At 46.3% G+C, this 18,738-nt stretch carries 5 protein-coding genes (1 of these 5 running past the window's edge); 3 read left to right on the top strand and 2 right to left on the bottom strand.

What is annotated here, in order from left to right; all coding sequences use genetic code 11:
- The first annotated feature begins 199 nt into the window (after window positions 1-199).
- The 3 genes from OCV19_RS17795 to OCV19_RS17785 all read left to right on the top strand — a co-directional run bounded on the left by OCV19_RS17795 (window position 200) and on the right by OCV19_RS17785 (window position 3,423).
- The gene (locus OCV19_RS17795) at window positions 200-1,789 is read left to right on the top strand and encodes a response regulator (protein WP_065676585.1); all 1,590 of its coding nucleotides are present in this window, start codon (window positions 200-202) and stop codon (window positions 1,787-1,789) included.
- Window positions 1,783-2,115, top strand: coding sequence for an Hpt domain-containing protein (locus tag OCV19_RS17790; protein ID WP_017060508.1), 333 nt, complete (start codon window positions 1,783-1,785; stop codon window positions 2,113-2,115). The genes OCV19_RS17795 and OCV19_RS17790 overlap by 7 nt, the downstream gene beginning before the upstream one ends.
- Window positions 2,116-2,526: 411 nt before the next feature.
- Window positions 2,527-3,423: a sigma-70 family RNA polymerase sigma factor gene (locus OCV19_RS17785; RefSeq protein ID WP_048612578.1), complete on the top strand. Its 897-nt coding sequence runs from the start codon at window positions 2,527-2,529 to the stop codon at window positions 3,421-3,423.
- Between the two features lie 257 nt (window positions 3,424-3,680).
- On the opposite strand, the gene OCV19_RS17780 is transcribed toward OCV19_RS17785, so the two are convergent.
- Window positions 3,681-4,034: a hypothetical protein gene (locus tag OCV19_RS17780; protein WP_065676584.1), complete on the bottom strand. Its 354-nt coding sequence runs from the start codon at window positions 4,032-4,034 to the stop codon at window positions 3,681-3,683.
- A gap of 213 nt (window positions 4,035-4,247) precedes the next feature.
- Window positions 4,248-18,738, bottom strand: partial view of a tandem-95 repeat protein gene (locus tag OCV19_RS17775; RefSeq protein WP_315972722.1) — the 3' portion only. 16,202 nt of this gene lie beyond the right edge of the window; only the last 14,491 of its 30,693 coding nucleotides appear in the window; the start codon falls outside the window, past its right edge — the gene reads right to left on this strand; the stop codon is at window positions 4,248-4,250.

The raw sequence follows: 18,738 nt of genomic DNA, 5'->3' as shown, positions 1-18,738 counted from the left end.
TCTCGCAACAGAAATTTAAAATTCGCCAGCTTTCACTCACTCTATAAAATACTCTAATAGCGCCGTTCGATGCTATCTCTTGAAGCACAAATAATCATCTTAACAACAATGACTTAAACCTTAATTAATTAGGGGTACGCCACCTTGACAATGTGCAACTTGACACCTAAATTAAACATAACATTTGGTATTGAGGAAAATGGATTTGACCTTACCAACAGACCTGCGGGTTTTGATTGTCGACGACTCTAAGAGCGCAACAATACTTATTAAGCAGCAACTCTCGAGCTTGGGCATTTCACATGATTGCATCTTTATTGCGACCGATTATCGACAAGCCATCAAGGCGGTCGAGACGCACTCTTTTCATGTACTCCTCATCGATTACCACTTAGAGCAATCCTTCACGGGGTTTGAGCTGTTGGGGATCCTTTATCGAAACAGGCTCATCGATCATACAGTCGCCACGATTCTTGTTTCTGGGGATATGCGTCAGGAAACCGTATTGACGGCCCTTTCTGGCGAAGCACATCACTTTGTTTCTAAACCGATCAATACTCAATCTTTAGGCAAGAAGATTCAAAGTGCTGTGTCCGTTTCGAAGAAACTCACCCAACTGAATGACTTATATCCGATCACTAATCTGGAACGATTGACACAAGCGTTAGCGATCTCCCCGAATGGCAATAGCGTCCAGTTCGAAGCGACATTGATTGAACATTTAATAGCAGGTAAAAAATGGCAGTTACTCGCTAGCGTCATTAACAACTCGAAAACCAACATGCACCCAACAAAATTGGTGGCTGAGGCACTCATTCTCGACAGCTTAGGCAAGCCAAATTTAGCCATAGATAAGCTCCACAATTTTTTAATAGCACAGCCACTCTCATTGAGCGTGATTGACTGCTTAAGCTGTATCTATGAAAAACACAAGATGCTGCTGCCTGCTCTTAAATTGGCGATTCGTGCATTTGAGATGACACCGAGTATCAGCCATCGTGCAATCAGGGCGATCGACTTAGCTGAGAACGCAGATAACACACATATGATTATTAAGTTAGGCGAGATGTATGCTACCCACATTTCAGCTGCTGACATTGATGTCATTCATTCCATTGGTGCGCACTTTAATTCCTTAAAAGCAACGTATCAACGCGAGACGCAACTAAAGTACAAACGTATTTTGCTTGAGCACGCCAACCAATTCACCGAGTTGGTAAACCTGAAACTTCCGGTAAAACAACAGCAGCAGGTTTTGGCCAGCCTTGCCCTATTTCAGAGCAGCATATTGCTCATCGAAAATAGTCCTCAGGTTGCCCACAAAAAAGTGATTAGAGCTTCGACACTGCTAGCGAACAATTTCCACAGCCAACCGACTTACTTGCTCGCTCAACTATTACCACTGCTCGTCCACTTTGGTGAGTACTCTCTTTATCATTTAGCAATGGGATGTCTCAAATCTCGTGGAGAAGCCATAAATCACCAACTTGAGTCCAAAAATGTCGACCCTTCAACGTGTATAAACATTGAAAACTTGGGTTCAATCCAGGAATTAAAGGACTACATTCACAGTTACCCATATTCAGTTGCCGCCAAACTTGACTATATATATGCCGTCCATAAAGCTCATATAGGTGAGAAACTTAGCGACGACTATTTAGAAGAAATCTTACAATTAGAACTTCCTCCAAAATGGAACCAATGGATTAGTGATTCATCAAGGTATGGTTTTTCCACTAAGCCGCCTAGCCCATTTTCAACATTCAGCCGACAGGAGTCCACATGCTAGACTTTGATGCTTTAAACGCCTATTTAGACAATGACAGAGACGTCATTTACGCCGTTTTGTCTACATATCAAGAAGACCATGGTAATTCGCTACAAGAGATCGAAGAGTTGGTTCAACAACAAGATTGGGGCAAGCTTCATTTTACCGTACACACCTTAAAAGGCATTTTAGCCAGTTTTGGTGAAGAAACGGCCACAGTTGCATTGGAAAGAGTAGAACAAAACACACTCAATAAGCTTGCGCCGCAAGATGATGATCTTTCGGTTATCTACAGCGAAATGAAGATCATTAATCAGCAAATCGATGAGGTTCTTAGCACTTATTAGTCGATAGAATTAAAACGTGCGTGGCGATACTTAACAGCCGACACAGCTAAAAGAGTTGAGGTACTTGGAAACATTGAACCTCGACTCTTACCATTTTTTTCATCACACCCCCCTCAATTATAAATCTAACCCACACCTATAAATTCACGTCATTTATCTAGATAAATCAATGCATAATACGTGCTTTATAAACTATCCGTCTTAATGTTTTAAATGAAAAACCTACACACTTAATGAGATGCAAAATAGTTAAATGTTTGTAGATCTTTTTGTGACATAAACATACGAAATTGCATTTTATTTATTGGTAAAGAAGAAACTGTTATCTACACTCTAATGAGACCAAGCGTTAATCACTTGGTGGCATAATAATAAAATAAAACGTTCAGTCGGCTAGATAAGGACAAGGAAATGAACAACGATAGTTTTGCTGCGTTTCAGGGGCTCACGGACGAAACACCCATCACCGAATCATTTTCTACCAGTGCAGATCCTTATGCTCATTATCTGAAAGATATTGTAGGCATTGATCTGCTATCACGTGAAGATGAAGTGTATTACGCAAAATTGAATCGCGCGGGTGATAAAAAAGCGCGTGATGTCATGATCGAATCAAACCTGCGCCTTGTTGTGAAAATCGCAAAGAGTTACCTAAAGCGTAAAGGCAATAACTTCACCCTACTTGACCTAATCGAGGAAGGCAACATTGGCTTGATTAAGGCCATCGACAAATACGACCCAGAACCAGGCTATCGTTTTTCAACCTATGCTGTGTGGTGGATCCGTGAAAACATTGAAGCCGCACTGATGAACACAGGTCGAACCGTTCGATTGCCAGCTCACGTGTGTAAAGAAATAAACAGCCTCGCCTCAAAAAAGCTCGATGTAAGCAAAAAAATGAGTAAAGAGGTTTCAATTTCTGAGCTATCAGACAGTTCAGGTGTTAAGGCCGAACGCGTCGATCAACTGGTGGCGTTAAGCGGGTTTATTGACGTGACGACAACGGTTGGAACTAGCCATGCACCTATGGTGCTTGATCAATGCGAAAGTGAATATATCCCCGACCCTCAACAAGATTGTGAAGATCAATCCTTTACCCAAGCTCTAGAACAAATCATCCATACACTTCCTCCAAAATTACAAAAGGTGCTCATCCACCGTTTTGGTTTCTTTGATAACAACGTGAAAACGCTGTCTGAGGTCGGACAAATGTTGGATGTGAATGTTTCTAATGAACGTGTTAGACAAATGCAAAAAGAAGCGGTCGAGAGAATTCAAAAACGACTCAAATTTGATGGTTGGGTGTAATTCGTAACCCAGTTTAGAATTAGTTGAACATAAAGTTATGCCAAAACAGCAACGTAATTAAAAAAAACAACGTAAGTAAAACAAAGAACGTAAGTAAAACAAAGAACGTAAGTAAAACAAAGAACGTAAGTAAAACAAAGAACCTTTTGGGGTGAGTCTCCAAGCTTGCCCTTTTTGTTTGCAGGTTCGCTAGAAAAACAAAAAGATCTTAAGCACACGAACCCTAAGTCGCTAATGGCTAATGGCGCAGCATTAATTTACCTTAGAAAAGTGACTCGCTCACTGCGCAAAATGAGATAATTGATATAAGTGGTTTCAAGACAATCTTGTTCCCACACTGATAAAATCCGTTTGGCCGCAAAATAATAATCTTTGTTTCTCAACAACATCCCAACGGTGCGGCTAAGCTTTTCAAATCGAACGTGGTCGCTCGCAGAGATGTAGTCACCTTCACTTTCAATAATGGGTGCTAAACCATCAGCAAACCAATTATTCAATATTTCTCGCATCTCCAATTCGGACTCAGGCACATCCACACTCGACAATTCACGATGTTGAGGCGGTGGCACGATGTATCTCGACGCTTGTGGCGAACTGACATAACGATACATGTCGTCACTCCTTTTTAACTCTTTCTTATAGTAACTAAGAACATTCTTGTGGATTCTCAAGTTTTTTGAAGCCAAAGAATGAATCTCAGCGACAAATAAGAAAGCCATGCAAAGGTCACTCTACATGGCTTTGCTCAGGGCAACTTTACGCTGCCCTATCTCCTTGTTGGTTTAGACTAAATGTCGGTTCAGATTAAAACCAAGCCCTCTCGATTAAATTGAGCTTTGGTCGAAGTCGTTGCCTTGATCAGTTCCAGTTTGAGAATCTGAATCGAAGCTTCCAGAGTCGTCCGTGAAGTCAACACCTTGGTCTTGGCCTCCCGCACTTGTCCAGTCGCTGCCACCAGATTCCATACCCGCCATGTCCGGTTGCTGCTCTTGGGTAGAACCTTGCATGGTGTATTGATCATCGACCTCAACCTCAACAGAACCGCTAGCACCGTCTATTGAGCTACCCAATTCGTCGTAACCTTGGAATTGGATCTCGCTAGTACCTTCGTAACCTTCTGGTAGTTCGACAGATACAGGCTGCTCTAGGTTGCCACTGATTGTGAAGCTACCATCACCGTTATCCAGTGCGTTGCTCACAGTAGCGCCCTCAGGTAAGCCAGACATATCAGCGTAATCAACCGATTCGTTACCACTCACCTCATCTGGAATCGAGATAGAGATGGTATCGCCCGGTGCCGCGGTTACATCTGCTGTACTGTCTTCAGTTTCAGCATCTTGAGCTTGGTCATCAGCTTGTTGAGCCACTTCCACTTGTTGCTCTTCTGTTTCTTGAGCAGCTTGGACTTGTGGTTCATCACTTTGTACAGAATCATCTTCAACTTGGATGCTTAAGCTGTGACTTGATACTTCACCGCCGTCGTTAACTTCAACATTCATCGCTAAATTGCCATCGAAGTCTTCGTTCGGCCAGTAAGTCCACTCACCTTCACCAGATTGAGCAAAGAAACCAGCATCGTTCGCGTCTGCAACATCAACAACTTGTGCAGAATCACTCACGCCTAACTCATCCACCAGCTGTTCATCCGTGATAGTTAATGAACCATCATCAGCTAAGGCATAACCTTCGCTAGCCGCAGCTTCATCGCCACTTTGGATATCCACATTGAAGAAGCTTTCGATGCGATTTTCGCCATCGGTCGCTATAAACCCAACTTGAACATCGCCGGTGTAGTCTTCCGCAGGAGTGAATTGATAGTTACCTTGGTTATCGCTCTCAATTACGCCCTGACCTTCCATCAAGCTTACTGACTCAATGCTCAAGCTGTCGCCTTCTGCATCGCTCAGGTTCGCTAACATGTCTTCATCAGTGAACGACAAGGTGGCATCCGCTGCGATTTCCGTCGTCGTTATGCTGTTAACTTCTGGTGCTGCATTCTCTTGTGAGTCGCCTTCTTTCACGACTACGCCAGTTTGCTCATCATGAAGCACGCCATCTTTATCAACCACGTAAGCTATGTCTGCTTCGCCAGTGAAGCCTGGTGCTGGTGTGAACGTCCAAGTGCCATCGCCATTATCGACAATCTCACCTTGGCTGCGGTCGGCAAGATGAACCAGTTTCACTTCATCATCGCTGTCAGCATCCACATTCTCAGCCAAACCGATTAGGTCGTCCGCCGTTAGGATGATGGAATCACCCGCTACGGTTTCGAAATCACCAGAATCGATGCCATCTTCAAACGCTTCCGGCTCATCTCCGTAGTCAACCGTTGTTGCGCTTACGGTTACGAAGAACTCACCATGAAAATCTTCAGGAGGCGTCATTTGAATGTTTGAGATATCCCAATCGAACAGGTCGATGTATTGACCCGGCTCGGTGATCATCACGGTATTCACACCATCTGTTACCTCGAATCCAACAGGGAAACCTGTCATCACCAAGTTACTTAGTGTTTCTGAATCATCGACTAGGCCAACGTTCAGTCCCAAGTGACCCGTTTCATCTTCGCCGAAGACTAATGGACCATCATGGTCAGTTGAAATAACCGCGCCATCTGCAACAGGACGTACGTACACAGGAACATCGAGAACCGTTTCGAACTCACCGTCACTCACGACAACTTGTAGGTCGGAAACACCCGCAAAGTCGCCTGTTGGTGTGAATGTCCAAGTACCATCACCGTTGTCTGTTACTTCTCCGCCATCTTCACCGTCTGCGGTGATAATGCGAGAAACAACCAGGTCAGCGGTATCAATGTCACCGAACAAGTTCATCAAGTCGCCAGCATCGAAAGTGAACGCGCCATCTTCGTCTGTGGTCATCATTGCGTTGCCGACATTGAATGGTGCGTCGTTAACCGGAATGACATCCACATTCAGCGAGCCATCAACCACTTCTTCACCGTCAGTAGCTTGATAACCCAGTTCTACTAAGCCATTAAAGTCTTGAGTAGTCACTAAGTGATACATGCCGTCTGGTTGCTGAGTTAAGGTCGCGTTCGCTGGTGCTCGAACAGTGATGCTCTCGATGCTGATCTCGTCGCCATCAAGGTCTGTTACTTGACCCGCGATGTATGCTGGGTCAATCACCATGACCACATCTTCTTCGCCTTGCATCTCAATGGTTGGCGCTTCAGGTGCATCATTGACTGGCGTGACATCGATGTTGCCGTCGACTGAAATTGTCTCTTGGCCATCGCTAACGTTAAACGTCATTGGCACATCGCCATTGAAGTTTTCGTTTGGTGTGAATGACCAAGTACCATCTTCGTTATCTAGCAACTCACCCAAGCTAGGGTCGATTTGTAGACCAGAAGCCGACAGCTCGTCTGCGGTGTTATCGATGTCGGTAGCTTGAGCTAACAACATGTCTTGTGTGATAAGAATGGTGCTGTCTTCGGCTGTGGTTAGTTTCACATCCTCAGATTCAGGTCCATCGTTCACAGCCAGAACTTCGATTCCTGCCGTTGTTGTGGCAGTTGCACCGTCATCATCGGTCACAACCACATCTAGGCTGATATCACCATTAAAGTTCTCGTTTGGAGTGAAGGTCACAGACCCATTATCGTTTTGAACCAAGGTGCCGTCAGAGCCTGAGTAAGTCACGCTTTCAAGTGACACTTCACCATCAACGTCAGAGCTATTAGCAATTAACTGCTCAGGGCTGATTGTAATGGTGCCATCTTCGTTCATTTGGTAAGACGTAGAACCCGCTACCGGCGCATCATTCACATCCGTTACCGTCACACCAATATTAGCATCGACTGTCTCAGTGCCATCAGTCACTGTGAAGCCAAGGTTGACATCGCCATTGAAGTTCTCGTTCGGAGCAAAGCTATAAGTGCCGTCACCGTTGTCAGTGAACACACCCTCTGCGCCCGTGTAAGACACATCCGTGATAGAAAGGTCATCACCATCAATATCCGCAGCGCCTGCTAATAGGTCAGCGTCAGTGAAGGTTAGGATTCCATCTTCCTCAACAGTAAAGTTTTGGTCTTCTGCTGTTGGTAGGTCATTGACTGGATTAACGGTTAGGTCGACGCCAGCTTGAACAGTTTCAAGGCCATCTGACACATCGAAGCTCAAATCAATGTCACCGTTGAAATCAGCATCCGGCATGATAGTAAATGAACCATCTTCGTTCGCTGTTACAGTCGCATTGTCACCTGCAGATAGATTGCTTGCGGTTAGTGCATCACCATCAACATCCGATGCGTTAGCCAGCAACTGCTCTTGAGATAGCGTAATTGAACCATCTTCATCAACCGAGTAAGCCACGTTTCCGGCCACTGGTGCGTCGTTAACTGCAATAACTTCAATACCAGCGGTGGTTTGAGCGGTAGCACCGTCGTCATCAATAACCGTCACATCAAGGTTGATGTCGCCGTTAAAGTTTTCGTTTGGTGCGAACGTTACCGAACCATCTTCATTTTGAACCAAGATACCGTCTGTACCTGAGTAGCTCACGCTATCAAGAGACACTTCCCCGTCCACATCGGAGCTATTAGCAATCAACTGCTCAGGGCTCAATGTGATGGTGCCATCTTCGTTCATTTGGTAAGACGTTGCGCCTGCCACAGGTGCATCGTTAACGTCTGTTACCGTTACGTCGATGTTTGCATCGACTGTCTCAGTGCCGTCAGATACTGAGAAGTCTAGACTTACGTCACCGTTGAAGTTCTCGTTCGGTGCAAAGGTGTAAGTGCCATCGCCATTGTCGGTGAACACACCCTCTGCGCCAGTGTAAGACACGTCGGCAACTGAAAGCTCATCACCATCAATATCAGAAGCACCCGTTAGCAGTTGCTCGTCTGTAAAGGTAAGTGAACCGTCTTCTTCAATGGTGTAAGCGACATCTTCTACAACTGCGATGTCATTCACTGGATTCACAGTAAGGTCGGCCGTTGCGACAACCGTTTCAGTACCATCAGAAAGGTCGAAGCTTAGGTCAATATCGCCATTGAAGTCAGCATCTGGGGTAATTGTAAATGAACCATCATCGTTTGCCGTAACTGTAGCGTTATCACCCGCGGTTAGGTTGGCAGCGGTAAGATCATCGCCATCCACATCCGATGCTTGAGCAAGCAGTTGCTCTTGGCTTAGCGTGATTGAACCATCTTCATCCACTGAGTAAGCCAAGTCACCCGATACTGGTGCATCGTTGACTGCGATAACATCAATACCCGCAGTTGTTTGAGCGGTTGCACCGTCTTCATCTGCAACGGTGACATCTAGGCTGACATTGCCGTTGAAGTTTTCATTTGGTGCGAAGCTGTAAGTACCATCACCATTGTCAGTGAAGATACCGTCTGCGCCTGAGTAGGAAACGTCGCTAACGGACACATCACCTTCAATATCTGAGCTGTTCGCAAGAAGTTGCGCTTCATTGATGGTAATCACGTTATCTTCGTCAACGCTGTAGGTCGTTGAACCTGCAACTGGCAAGTCATTAACAGCAATGACGTCGATACCTGCGGTTGTTTCAGCGGTTGCGCCATCTTCATCCATAACGGAGACATCAAGATTGATGTCACCGTTAAAGTTTTCGTTTGGAGCAAAGGTGTAAGTACCATCACCATTATCAGTGAATACACCATCAGTGCCGCTGTAGCTTACATCGCTGACAAACACTTCCCCTTCAACATCCGAGCTATTCGCCAGAAGTTGTGCATCGCTTAGGGTGATACTGCCGTCTTCTTCAACGCTGTAAGTTGTAGAACCAGCTACCGGTACGTCATTGATTGGAACCACTTGAACATCAATGTTCGCCGATACAACATCAGTACCATCACTCACATCGTAAGTTAGGTCGACATTACCATTGAAGTTCTCGTTTGGCGCAAAGGTATAAGTACCATCGCCATTATCCGTGAACACACCGTCTGTGCCTTCGTAGTTAACCGACTCGACAGATAGGTCATCGCCGTCAATATCCGTTGCACCAGCTAATAGCTGTTCATCGGTAAAGGTCAGCGAGCCATCTTCATTAATGGTGTAGTCGTGGTCGTAAATTACAGACAGGTCGTTAACTGCTGTTACGGTCACGTCTAGTTCCGCTGGAGTAACCCCACCGTTGCCATCGTCTACGTTGTAGCTAATCGAGAATTCACCATTGAAGTTCTCTTCCGGTGTAATGGTGTAAGTACCGTCACCATTGTCAGTGATAAGCGCATTCTCAATTGAGATGTCTCCAACACTTGGTTCGTTACCATCCGTATCACCAGAGTCGTCATCTTCGTCGCCGCTTAGCAATTCAGAGATATCAATACCGTTTTCATTCGCGAGTACTTCTTCTACCGTTGGTAAATCAAATGCATTTTCGCTACCCACATCTTGACTTGGTACAATAATGCCATTCACGATATCAAATACATGCCAGTGATCACCTGATGGGTTATCAGATAAATCTGGGCTGAAGGTTTCAACCAATGTATCACCTACAAACACCTGAACTTGTACATCTTCAACACCATCTACATCCCAACTTCTGTTGGTGTAGTTGTGTACTGAATAGTGCATGTCCGCATCTTGGTAGTTTGGAATGGTGATGGTTTCAGGGCCGCCACCATTTGTGTCATCTACATCTTGTTGAACAACGTTACCTTCACCAAGATCATGGCTCATGTCGCGGTAGTAGATATGGTCTAGCTCATTGCCATTCTCTGTATCATATAGCCATAAGTGGTTATCCATATCTCGAGGACTTTCACCCCAAGTCACCACGATACGCATATCTGTTTCTTCAAGTACTTCAGATATAGCAGTTACGCCACCATTCACATCTTCGCCCGCAGGGACAAGGAAGCTACTGGTAATTGAACCTTCTTGTTCAATGGTTACCGTGCCTTGGTCAACGACTGAACCTGTAACAGAATAATTACCTGAATCATCCGTTACTGTGGTGTAGCTATTGCCAGCGCTGTCGGTCAGGGTGACTTCTGCACCAGACACTGGATTACTGGTTTCAGCGTCCAACACTGTACCGGTTACGGTTGTTTCATCGCCCTGTTCTCCAATAATTGCGGTCATGTCATCGTCTTCGATGTCAGTCGCGAATTGTAGGAGCTCTTCTTGAGTAATGGTGTATGAACCATCTTCTTCAATGGTTATCGCCACATCAGCAGAAACAATTGGTGCGTCGTTAACTGGGTCAACGGTTAAGCCTAAGTTAGCGGCAATTGGAGTGTCGCCATCGCTGATGCTGTAGGCAACATCAATGTAGCCATTAAAGTTTTCGCTTGGAGTGATTGAGAACGTGCCATCCCCATTATCGACAATGGTTGCATCGTCACCCACTAAGGTTAAGTCGGATGCGACAAGGTCATCGCCCTCAATATCAGCGGCATTCGCAAGTAGCTGTTCCTGCGTGATAGTGATGACGTTGTCTTCATCAACGTTCGCGTAAACATCAGATGTCGTTGGTAAGTCATTGACTGGGTTTACCGTCAGATCGGCGTTCGCCACAATCGACGCAGTGCCGTCGGAAATATCGAAGCTTAGGTCGATGTCGCCGTTGAAGTTCGCATCTGGCGTTACCGTAAAGGTGCCATCGCCATTATCAACAACGGTCGCATTATCGCCTGCGCTCAGGTTGCTTGCGGTCAGGTCATCGCCATCCACATCCGATGCTTGAGACAGTAACTGCTCTTGAGTCAGAGTAATGGAACCATCTTCATCAATGCTGTATGCCAAGTCACCCGATACTGGTGGATCATTAATTGGAAGAACATCAATACTTGCGCTGGTGGCTACTGTCGCACCGTCTTCATCAGTCACCACGACATCGAGGCTAACATCGCCATCGAAGTTTGCGTTCGGTGCAAAGCTGAATGTGCCGTTACCGTTGTCAGTAAAGATACCGTCAGCGCCTGTGTAGTTCACGCTATCAATCGCCACTTCACCTTCAATATCAGAAGCGTTCGCCAACAGTTGCTCTGCACTGATGGTGATAACTTCATCTTCGTTGACTGAGTAACTGGTTGAGCCTGCGATTGGCGGATCGTTCACCTCTAGTACGGTGATTCCCGCGGTGGTCGCTTCTGTTGCTCCTTCTTCATCGGTAACAACAACCGCTAAACTCACATCACCATTGAAGTTCTCGTTTGGAGAGAAGGTGTAAGTGCCGTCACCGTTGTCTTCGAACACACCGTCACTGCCAGTGTAAGTCACACTATCAATCGCAACCTCACCTTCAACATCTGAAGAGTTGGCTAATAGCTGTTCGTTACTGATCGTGATTGAGTTGTCTTCATGCACAGTGTAAGACGTGCTACCCGCTACAGGTGGATCGTTCTCAGGCGTCACGCTCACATCAATGTTGGCTTGAACCGTATCCGTGCCATCTGACACATCAAAGCTGAAGTTCACATCACCATTGAAGTTCTCGTTTGGCGCAAAGCTGTAGTTCCCGTCACCATTGTCGGTAAGCACACCATCAGCACCAGTGTATGTCACACCTTCGACTGTTAGGTCATCACCTTCAACATCCGTTGCACCCGTTAACAGGTCAGTGTCAGAGAAGTTAAGAACCCCATCTTCACCAATAGTAAATGCTTGGTCTTGCAACTCTGGCGCATCATTGACAGGTGTTACCGTCAAGTCTAGGCCAGCAGCGACCATGTCCTCTCCATCGGTGACATCGTAACTAAATTCGATATTACCGTTGAAGTTTTCACTCGGTGTAATGGTGAAACTGCCATCGTCGTTCATTTGAACGGTCGCATTTTCATCATTGGTGGTTAGGTTGATTGCTGATAGGTCATCACCATCAATGTCGACAGCGTGCTCTAGCAGTTGTTCTTGCGTTAGCGTGATGCTGTTATCTTCGGCTGTCACAGCACTGATGTCACCATCAACTTCTGGAGCATCGTTCGCTGGCGAGATATGAATCGTCACATCTTGGGTTGCCGTTGCGGTGGTGCCCGTATCAACATCAGTCGATGTCGCATTCACGGTTAGAACCACATCACCATTGAAGTCACCTGAAGGGATAAACTCTAGCCCTTCTAGCTCACCTGGTTGTAATGACCATGTGCCATCACCATTATCGGTACCTGCAGAAAGCGAGCTGCCTTCCGGCACATCTTCAATCAAAATAGCAAGGTTTTCTGAACCATCGGTATCAGTAAGCGCCGCATCAATATCAAGTGGTACAGGTGTATCTTCGGTACCAATGATTTGGTAATCCGCGTCAGACACTGTGATTTCAATGTTATCGATGCCAAACGACTCATCACTCACACCTTGGTTCAAGGTTGAACCGAAGCCTAACTCAAGTTGGCCGTCTTCAACGGGTACCGTTAGGTTGATTTGGTGTGCTTGGTCGTTCCAACCACTGAAGCCTTCACCTTGCGACACGCCGTGAACAACTTCACCCACTTCATTGCCCGCTGAATCGTACAACGTTGTCGTGCCATCTTCGGTACGGAACGCAGAGTTATCTAACGAGGTAAGCTCTTCGCCGCCGACAAAGATTTGGAACGACTCACCATCCCAAGAGTCGATTTCGTAGAAGCTAAACGAGATATTAACTTCGCTCACATCACTTGGAATGTCGTAAGTTTTGCTGACGGCTTCATCACCGCCCGTTCCACCAATACGACCTAGCATGTCGCCAGATTCGAAGCCTTGTGAGCTTTCAGTGCCTGTATTCCAGCCGTTTGAGCCAGACTCGAAGTTGTCTGAAGCAATCACTAGGTCAGAAGCAATCGACAGCTCTGGCATATCAACCACAGATTGAACATCAATCGTCGCTTCAGCTGGTACTGTCGCGGTACCATCATTCACGTCGAACGTCACATTCACATTGCCGTCGAAGTTTTCATTCGGTGCGAATGTGTAAGTGCCGTCGCCGTTATCAACCAAAGTACCGCTATCTGAAGCCACATTTTCAACCGATAGGTTATCGCCATCAATGTCGCCCGCATTTTGCAGCAGTTGTTCTTCTGTGAAGGTAAAGCTGGTGTCTTCTTGAGTCACAAATTGTGGCTCACCGACTGTTGGCAAGTCATTAACTGGGTTAACCGTTAGGTCAGCCGTTGCTTGAAGCGTCGCATCACCATCGGTAATGTCGAAGTTCAAATCAATGTCGCCATTGAAGTTAGCATCTGGCGTGATAGTGAAACTACCATCATCGTTTGCTGTAACTGTCGCATCACCACCAACGGTTAGGTTAGCCGCTGTTAAGTCATCGCCGTCAACATCACTCGCTTGAGCAAGTAATTGCTCTTGGCTCAAGGTAATTGAACCATCTTCATCCACGCTGTACGCCAAGTCGCCCGATACCGGAGCATCGTTAACAGGCAGAACATCTATGCTTGCGTTGGTCGCTACGGTTGCGCCTTCTTCATCAGTAACGACAACATCAAGGCTTACATCGCCATCGAAGTTAGCGTTAGGTGCGAAGCTGAATGTTCCGTCACCATTGTCGGTAAAGATACCGTCTGAACCTGTGTAGTTAACGCTATCAATCGCCACTTCACCTTCGATATCAGAAGCGTTCGCCAACAGTTGCTCTGAACTGATGGTGATAACTTCGTCCTCGTTGACTGAGTAGCTGGTTGAGCCTGCGATTGGTGGATCGTTCACCTCAAGTACAGTAATACCCGCGGTGGTCGCTTCAGTTGCGCCCTCTTCATCAGTTACAACAACATCAAGGCTAACTTCGCCGTTGAAGTTTTCGTTTGGTGAGAAGGTGTAAGTACCGTCACCGTTGTCTTCAAAGACACCGTCAGCGCCAGTGTAAGTCACGCTGTCAACGGCCACATCACCTTCAATGTCCGAAGAGTTAGCAAGTAACTGTTCGTCACTGATGGTGATTGAGTTGTCTTCATGAACGGTGTAAGACGTGCTACCTGCAACCGGTGGGTCGTTCTCTGGTGTCACGCTGACATCAATGTTGGCTTGAACCGTATCCGTGCCATCTGACACATCAAAACTGAAGTTCACATCACCATTGAAGTTTTCGTTTGGCGCAAAGCTGTAGCTTCCGTCGCCATTATCAGTAAGAACACCATCCGCACCTGTGTAAGTAACGCCTTCAACCGATAGGTCATCCCCATCAATGTCGGTCGCACCTGTTAGCAAGTCTTCATCAGTGAAGTTCAAGATGCCGTCTTCACCGATGCTAAACGTTTGGTCTTGTGGTTGTGGAAGGTCATTAACTGGGTTAACGGTTAGGTCAGCCGTCGCAACCAGCGTATCTGTACCATCGCTAATGTCGAACGTTAGGTCAATGTCACCATTGAAGTTCGCATCTGGCGTAATGGTAAAGCTGCCGTCATCGTTAGCAACAACCGTCGCGTCTCCATCAACAATCAAGTTAGAAGCAGTAAGGTCGTCACCATCTACATCACTCGCTTGAGAAAGAAGCTGCTCTTGGCTCAAGGTAATCGAACCGTCTTCCTCAACACTGTATGCCAGGTCGCCTGATACTGGTACGTCGTTGATTGGTAATACATCAACCGTAATAAACGTATCAACTTGAGCGCCGTCTTCATCTTGAATGGTCACATCCAACTGCACTTGACCGTTGAAGTTTTCATTCGGTGCGAAGCTACATGTACCGTCACCATTGATTGAGAAGATGCCGTCTGGACCATCGTAGTTAATCTCAACAAGCTCAACATCACCTTCAATATCAGAAGCGTTAAGCAGAACTTGAGACTCATTGAAAGTCAGTACTGAATCTTCATCAATGGTGTATGACGTTGGGCCAGCAATTGGCGGATCGTTCACCTCAAGGACAGTTATACCCGCCGTTGTTGCTTCAGTCGCTCCATCTTCATCCGTCACGACAACATCTAGGCTAACTTCGCCATTGAAGTTCTCGTTCGGAGAGAAGGTATATGTGCCGTCACCGTTGATTTCCAGAACACCGTCGCTACCACTGTAAGTCACGTTATCAATTGCGACTTCGCCTTCGATATCCGAAGAGTTCGCTAGCAATTGTTCGTTACTGATCGTAATAGAGTTGTCTTCATGAACCGTGTAAGACGTGCTACCCGCAACCGGTGGATCGTTCTCTGGCGTCACGTTCACATCAATGTTAGCGGTTACCGTATCGGTACCATCTGATACATTGAACGAGAAGTTCACATCGCCATTGAAGTTTTCGTTTGGCGCGAAGCTGTATGTGCCATCGCCATTATCGGTTAGGACACCGTCAGTGCCAGTGTAAGTTACACCTTCAACACTTAGGTCGTCCCCTTCAATGTCCGTTGCACCTGTTAATAGGTCTTGGTCATTGAAAGTTAACACGCCATCTTCGCCGACTGTGAATGCCTGGTCTTGTGCTTCTGGACCATCGTTCACTGGTGAAACTGTTAACTCAAGGTTGGTAGAGACAACATCATCACCATCAGACACATCGAACGTAAAGCTCACATCGCCATTGAAATCAGCATCTGGCGTTAATGTGTAAGTACCATCACCGTTGTCTGTGATAGTTACGCTGTCATCATCAGTCGCTAAGTTAAGCGCTGTTAGTTGGTCGCCATCTAAATCACGCGCATTAGCCAATAAGTCTTCTTGCGTAATGATGATTGAACCATCTTCTTCTACTGTTGCTGCAACAGGTAGTGCTTCAGGTGCGTGCTCAATGTGCGCGCCTGTCGCGTTAATGTAGATAGTTTGAGAGACCGTTTCAGAATCATCATTCGATAACTCTGTCGCAGTTGCGGTTACATGAACTTCAAGCTGCTCATTGAAGTCTTCTGGTAACTGGATTTGTAACGCATTTTCGATAGCCGTTGTTGGTAAGTTCACCGTACCATCAGGGCCAACCGTCACTTCACCACTGTAGATTTGGCTGTTGACTTCACCGACATCGATTGTGAAATTGAAGTCTGAATAGTCAGCATCACCGCCGCCATACAAATCTTCAAAGCCATAAACGAGCTCGCCGTCTTCATTAACCGTGGTACGCGTATGTTCGATACCATCTTGGTTTAGCTGAGAGCTTGAACCACCATGGAAGATCGCGTCACCATTCTGCCCTTGAACGACAGTTTCAGTGCCATCGGCAGCAACAAATACAAGTTGAGGATCAACCGTATCCATGTTTGCAGGCGAACCATCCGCTGCGCGGAACTCGTACTGACCCTCCTGCATCGCGTCAAAGTCATTGTGTTGATGTCCGTTTGGAATCAAGAACAGGTTAAAGCTTTCACCTTCTTCAACTTGGAAGCTGAACTGGTCTTGTCCTGGAACAAGGTCACCACCGCCACCAACTTGTGACGCGTTTTCGTAAACAACTTCAACACCTGTGATGTTACCGTCTTCATCGACTTTGTAGTAACCCGCTGCGTTTTGGTAACCCGCGGTTTCACCTTCAAACGTTACTGTGATTTCAGTATCGTTGTAACTGGTGATACCGTTTTCTTGGTCATTCAGAACGCCTTCGTTATCGTATTGGATAACCGAGCCTTCTGGCACACCATCTACCGTTACAGTGAGTGTTTCAGACAAGTCTTGGTCGACAAGTGCCGCAGCAATGTTCAGTTCAACAATACCGCCTGGCTCAACCAAAATCGCCTGGTCGTCGACGTTAACACCATCACCATCGGTAATCACAAGATCCGGCGCATCTGCGACCGCTTCAATGTGAACATTGAGGTCTTGCTCTACTTCAGTTGTTCCGTCGGTCACTGTAAAGCTAAACTGTAGATCACCACTGAAGTGCTCTTCAGGAACGAAGCTGAACGTGCCGTCGCCGTTGTCGGTTACTGTGCCTTCATCACCAGAGTAATTGATGCTGGTAACGCTTAGGTCGTCGCCATCAATATCAATTGCACCACTCAATAGATCTTCTTGAGTGAACAGGATGCTGCCATCCTCTTCGATGTGGTACATGCCTGGAGCAACAATTGGAATGTCATTCACCGGATTCACGGTCAATGTCATGTCGTTAGACGTACTTAACTCACCATCGCTCACCTCATAAGTGAATGCGATATCACCGTTGAAGTTCTCCGAAGGTGTCACTGTGTAAGTACCATCGCCATTATCTACGATACTTGCATTCGGATCGTTGGTTTCAAGCGCGCTTGCAAACAACTCATCGCCATCTTGGTCGCTCGCGTTCTCCAGTAGCATCGCTTGTGTAACGAGAATTGAACCGTCTTCGTCGACATCAGCCACCATTGGCGTCGCTTCAGGCGCATCGTTGACAAACTCAACTTTTAGATCGATGTTTGCGGCAACTACATCAGTGCCATCGCTCACATCAAACGCTAAGTCAACATTACCGAAGAAGCCCTGTTCTGGTGTTAATGTGTATGTTCCATCACCATTGTCTGTGACTTCTACCGTGTCGCTTGCGCTCGTCACATTCACAACAGACAGTTCATCACCTTCAACGTCTGTCGCTTGTGCTAGTAACTCAGCTTCGGTAATAGTAATCGCTTGACCATCTTCCGTAGTGAAAGACATGTCAGGCACGTCTGGGGCATCATTGATTGGATTTACGGTTAGGTTGAGGTCAGCGACAACAGTTTCGATCGCGTCAGTGACATCGTAAGTAAATTCAATCTCACCAAAGAAGTCTGCGCTTGGTGTAATCGTGAAACTACCGTCTGAATTTTCTACGATAACCGCATTTGGATCGTTGGTTGCTAAGTTAACGGCTTCAAGGTTGTCGCCATCGACATCCGTCGCGTTCGCCAACAAGTCCTCTTGAGTAATGGTGATTGAGCCATCTTCATCAACCGCAGCTTCAATTGGACCGCTCACTTCAGGTCCTTCGTTGACAATTTCAACGTCAACTCTTGCAGTGCTTGGCGCGCTTGCTTGGCCATCACTGATATCGAAAGTCAGATTCACTTCACCGTAGAAGTCTTCTGCAGGTTCGAAGGTAAAGGTATTATCACCGTTATCCGTTAAGGTACCTTGCGTTTGGTCTGCAAGTAATAGGTTTTCGACGTGAAGAATGTCGCCATCAACATCGGTAGCACCAGACAATAGGTCTTTCGCTTCGATGATCATGGAGCCGTTTTCAAGCATTTGGGTGTGCAATGGTTCACCCGGAACCGGCACATCATTGACTGGTACAACCGTTAGGTCTAGGTGCGTTGCAACTTCATCAGTACCATCAAACACCTTGTAGTCGATGTCGATTTCACCATTGAAGTTCTCATTCGGCATGAAGGTAAACGTACCATCGCCGTTGTCGACCAAGTCACCATTATCACCACCGTAACTGATGTCAGAAATAGACAGCGTATCGCCTTCTACATCTGTGGTGTTCGCTAGCAAGTCA

The sequence above is a fragment of the Vibrio celticus genome (genome assembly GCF_024347335.1).
Taxonomy (GTDB): domain Bacteria; phylum Pseudomonadota; class Gammaproteobacteria; order Enterobacterales; family Vibrionaceae; genus Vibrio; species Vibrio celticus.
The sequence above is the reverse complement of the archived record's forward strand: the minus strand, read 5'-3'. Positions and strand labels throughout refer to the sequence as shown.

Excerpts from the sequence above, each read along its gene's own strand:
- OCV19_RS17795 (WP_065676585.1), top strand. The coding sequence starts at position 200 with ATGGATTTGACCTTACCAACAGACCTGCGGGTTTTGATTGTCGACGAC.
- OCV19_RS17790 (WP_017060508.1), top strand. The coding sequence starts at position 1,783 with ATGCTAGACTTTGATGCTTTAAACGCCTATTTAGACAATGACAGAGAC.
- OCV19_RS17785 (WP_048612578.1), top strand. The coding sequence starts at position 2,527 with ATGAACAACGATAGTTTTGCTGCGTTTCAGGGGCTCACGGACGAAACA.
- OCV19_RS17780 (WP_065676584.1), bottom strand. The coding sequence starts at position 4,034 with ATGTATCGTTATGTCAGTTCGCCACAAGCGTCGAGATACATCGTGCCA.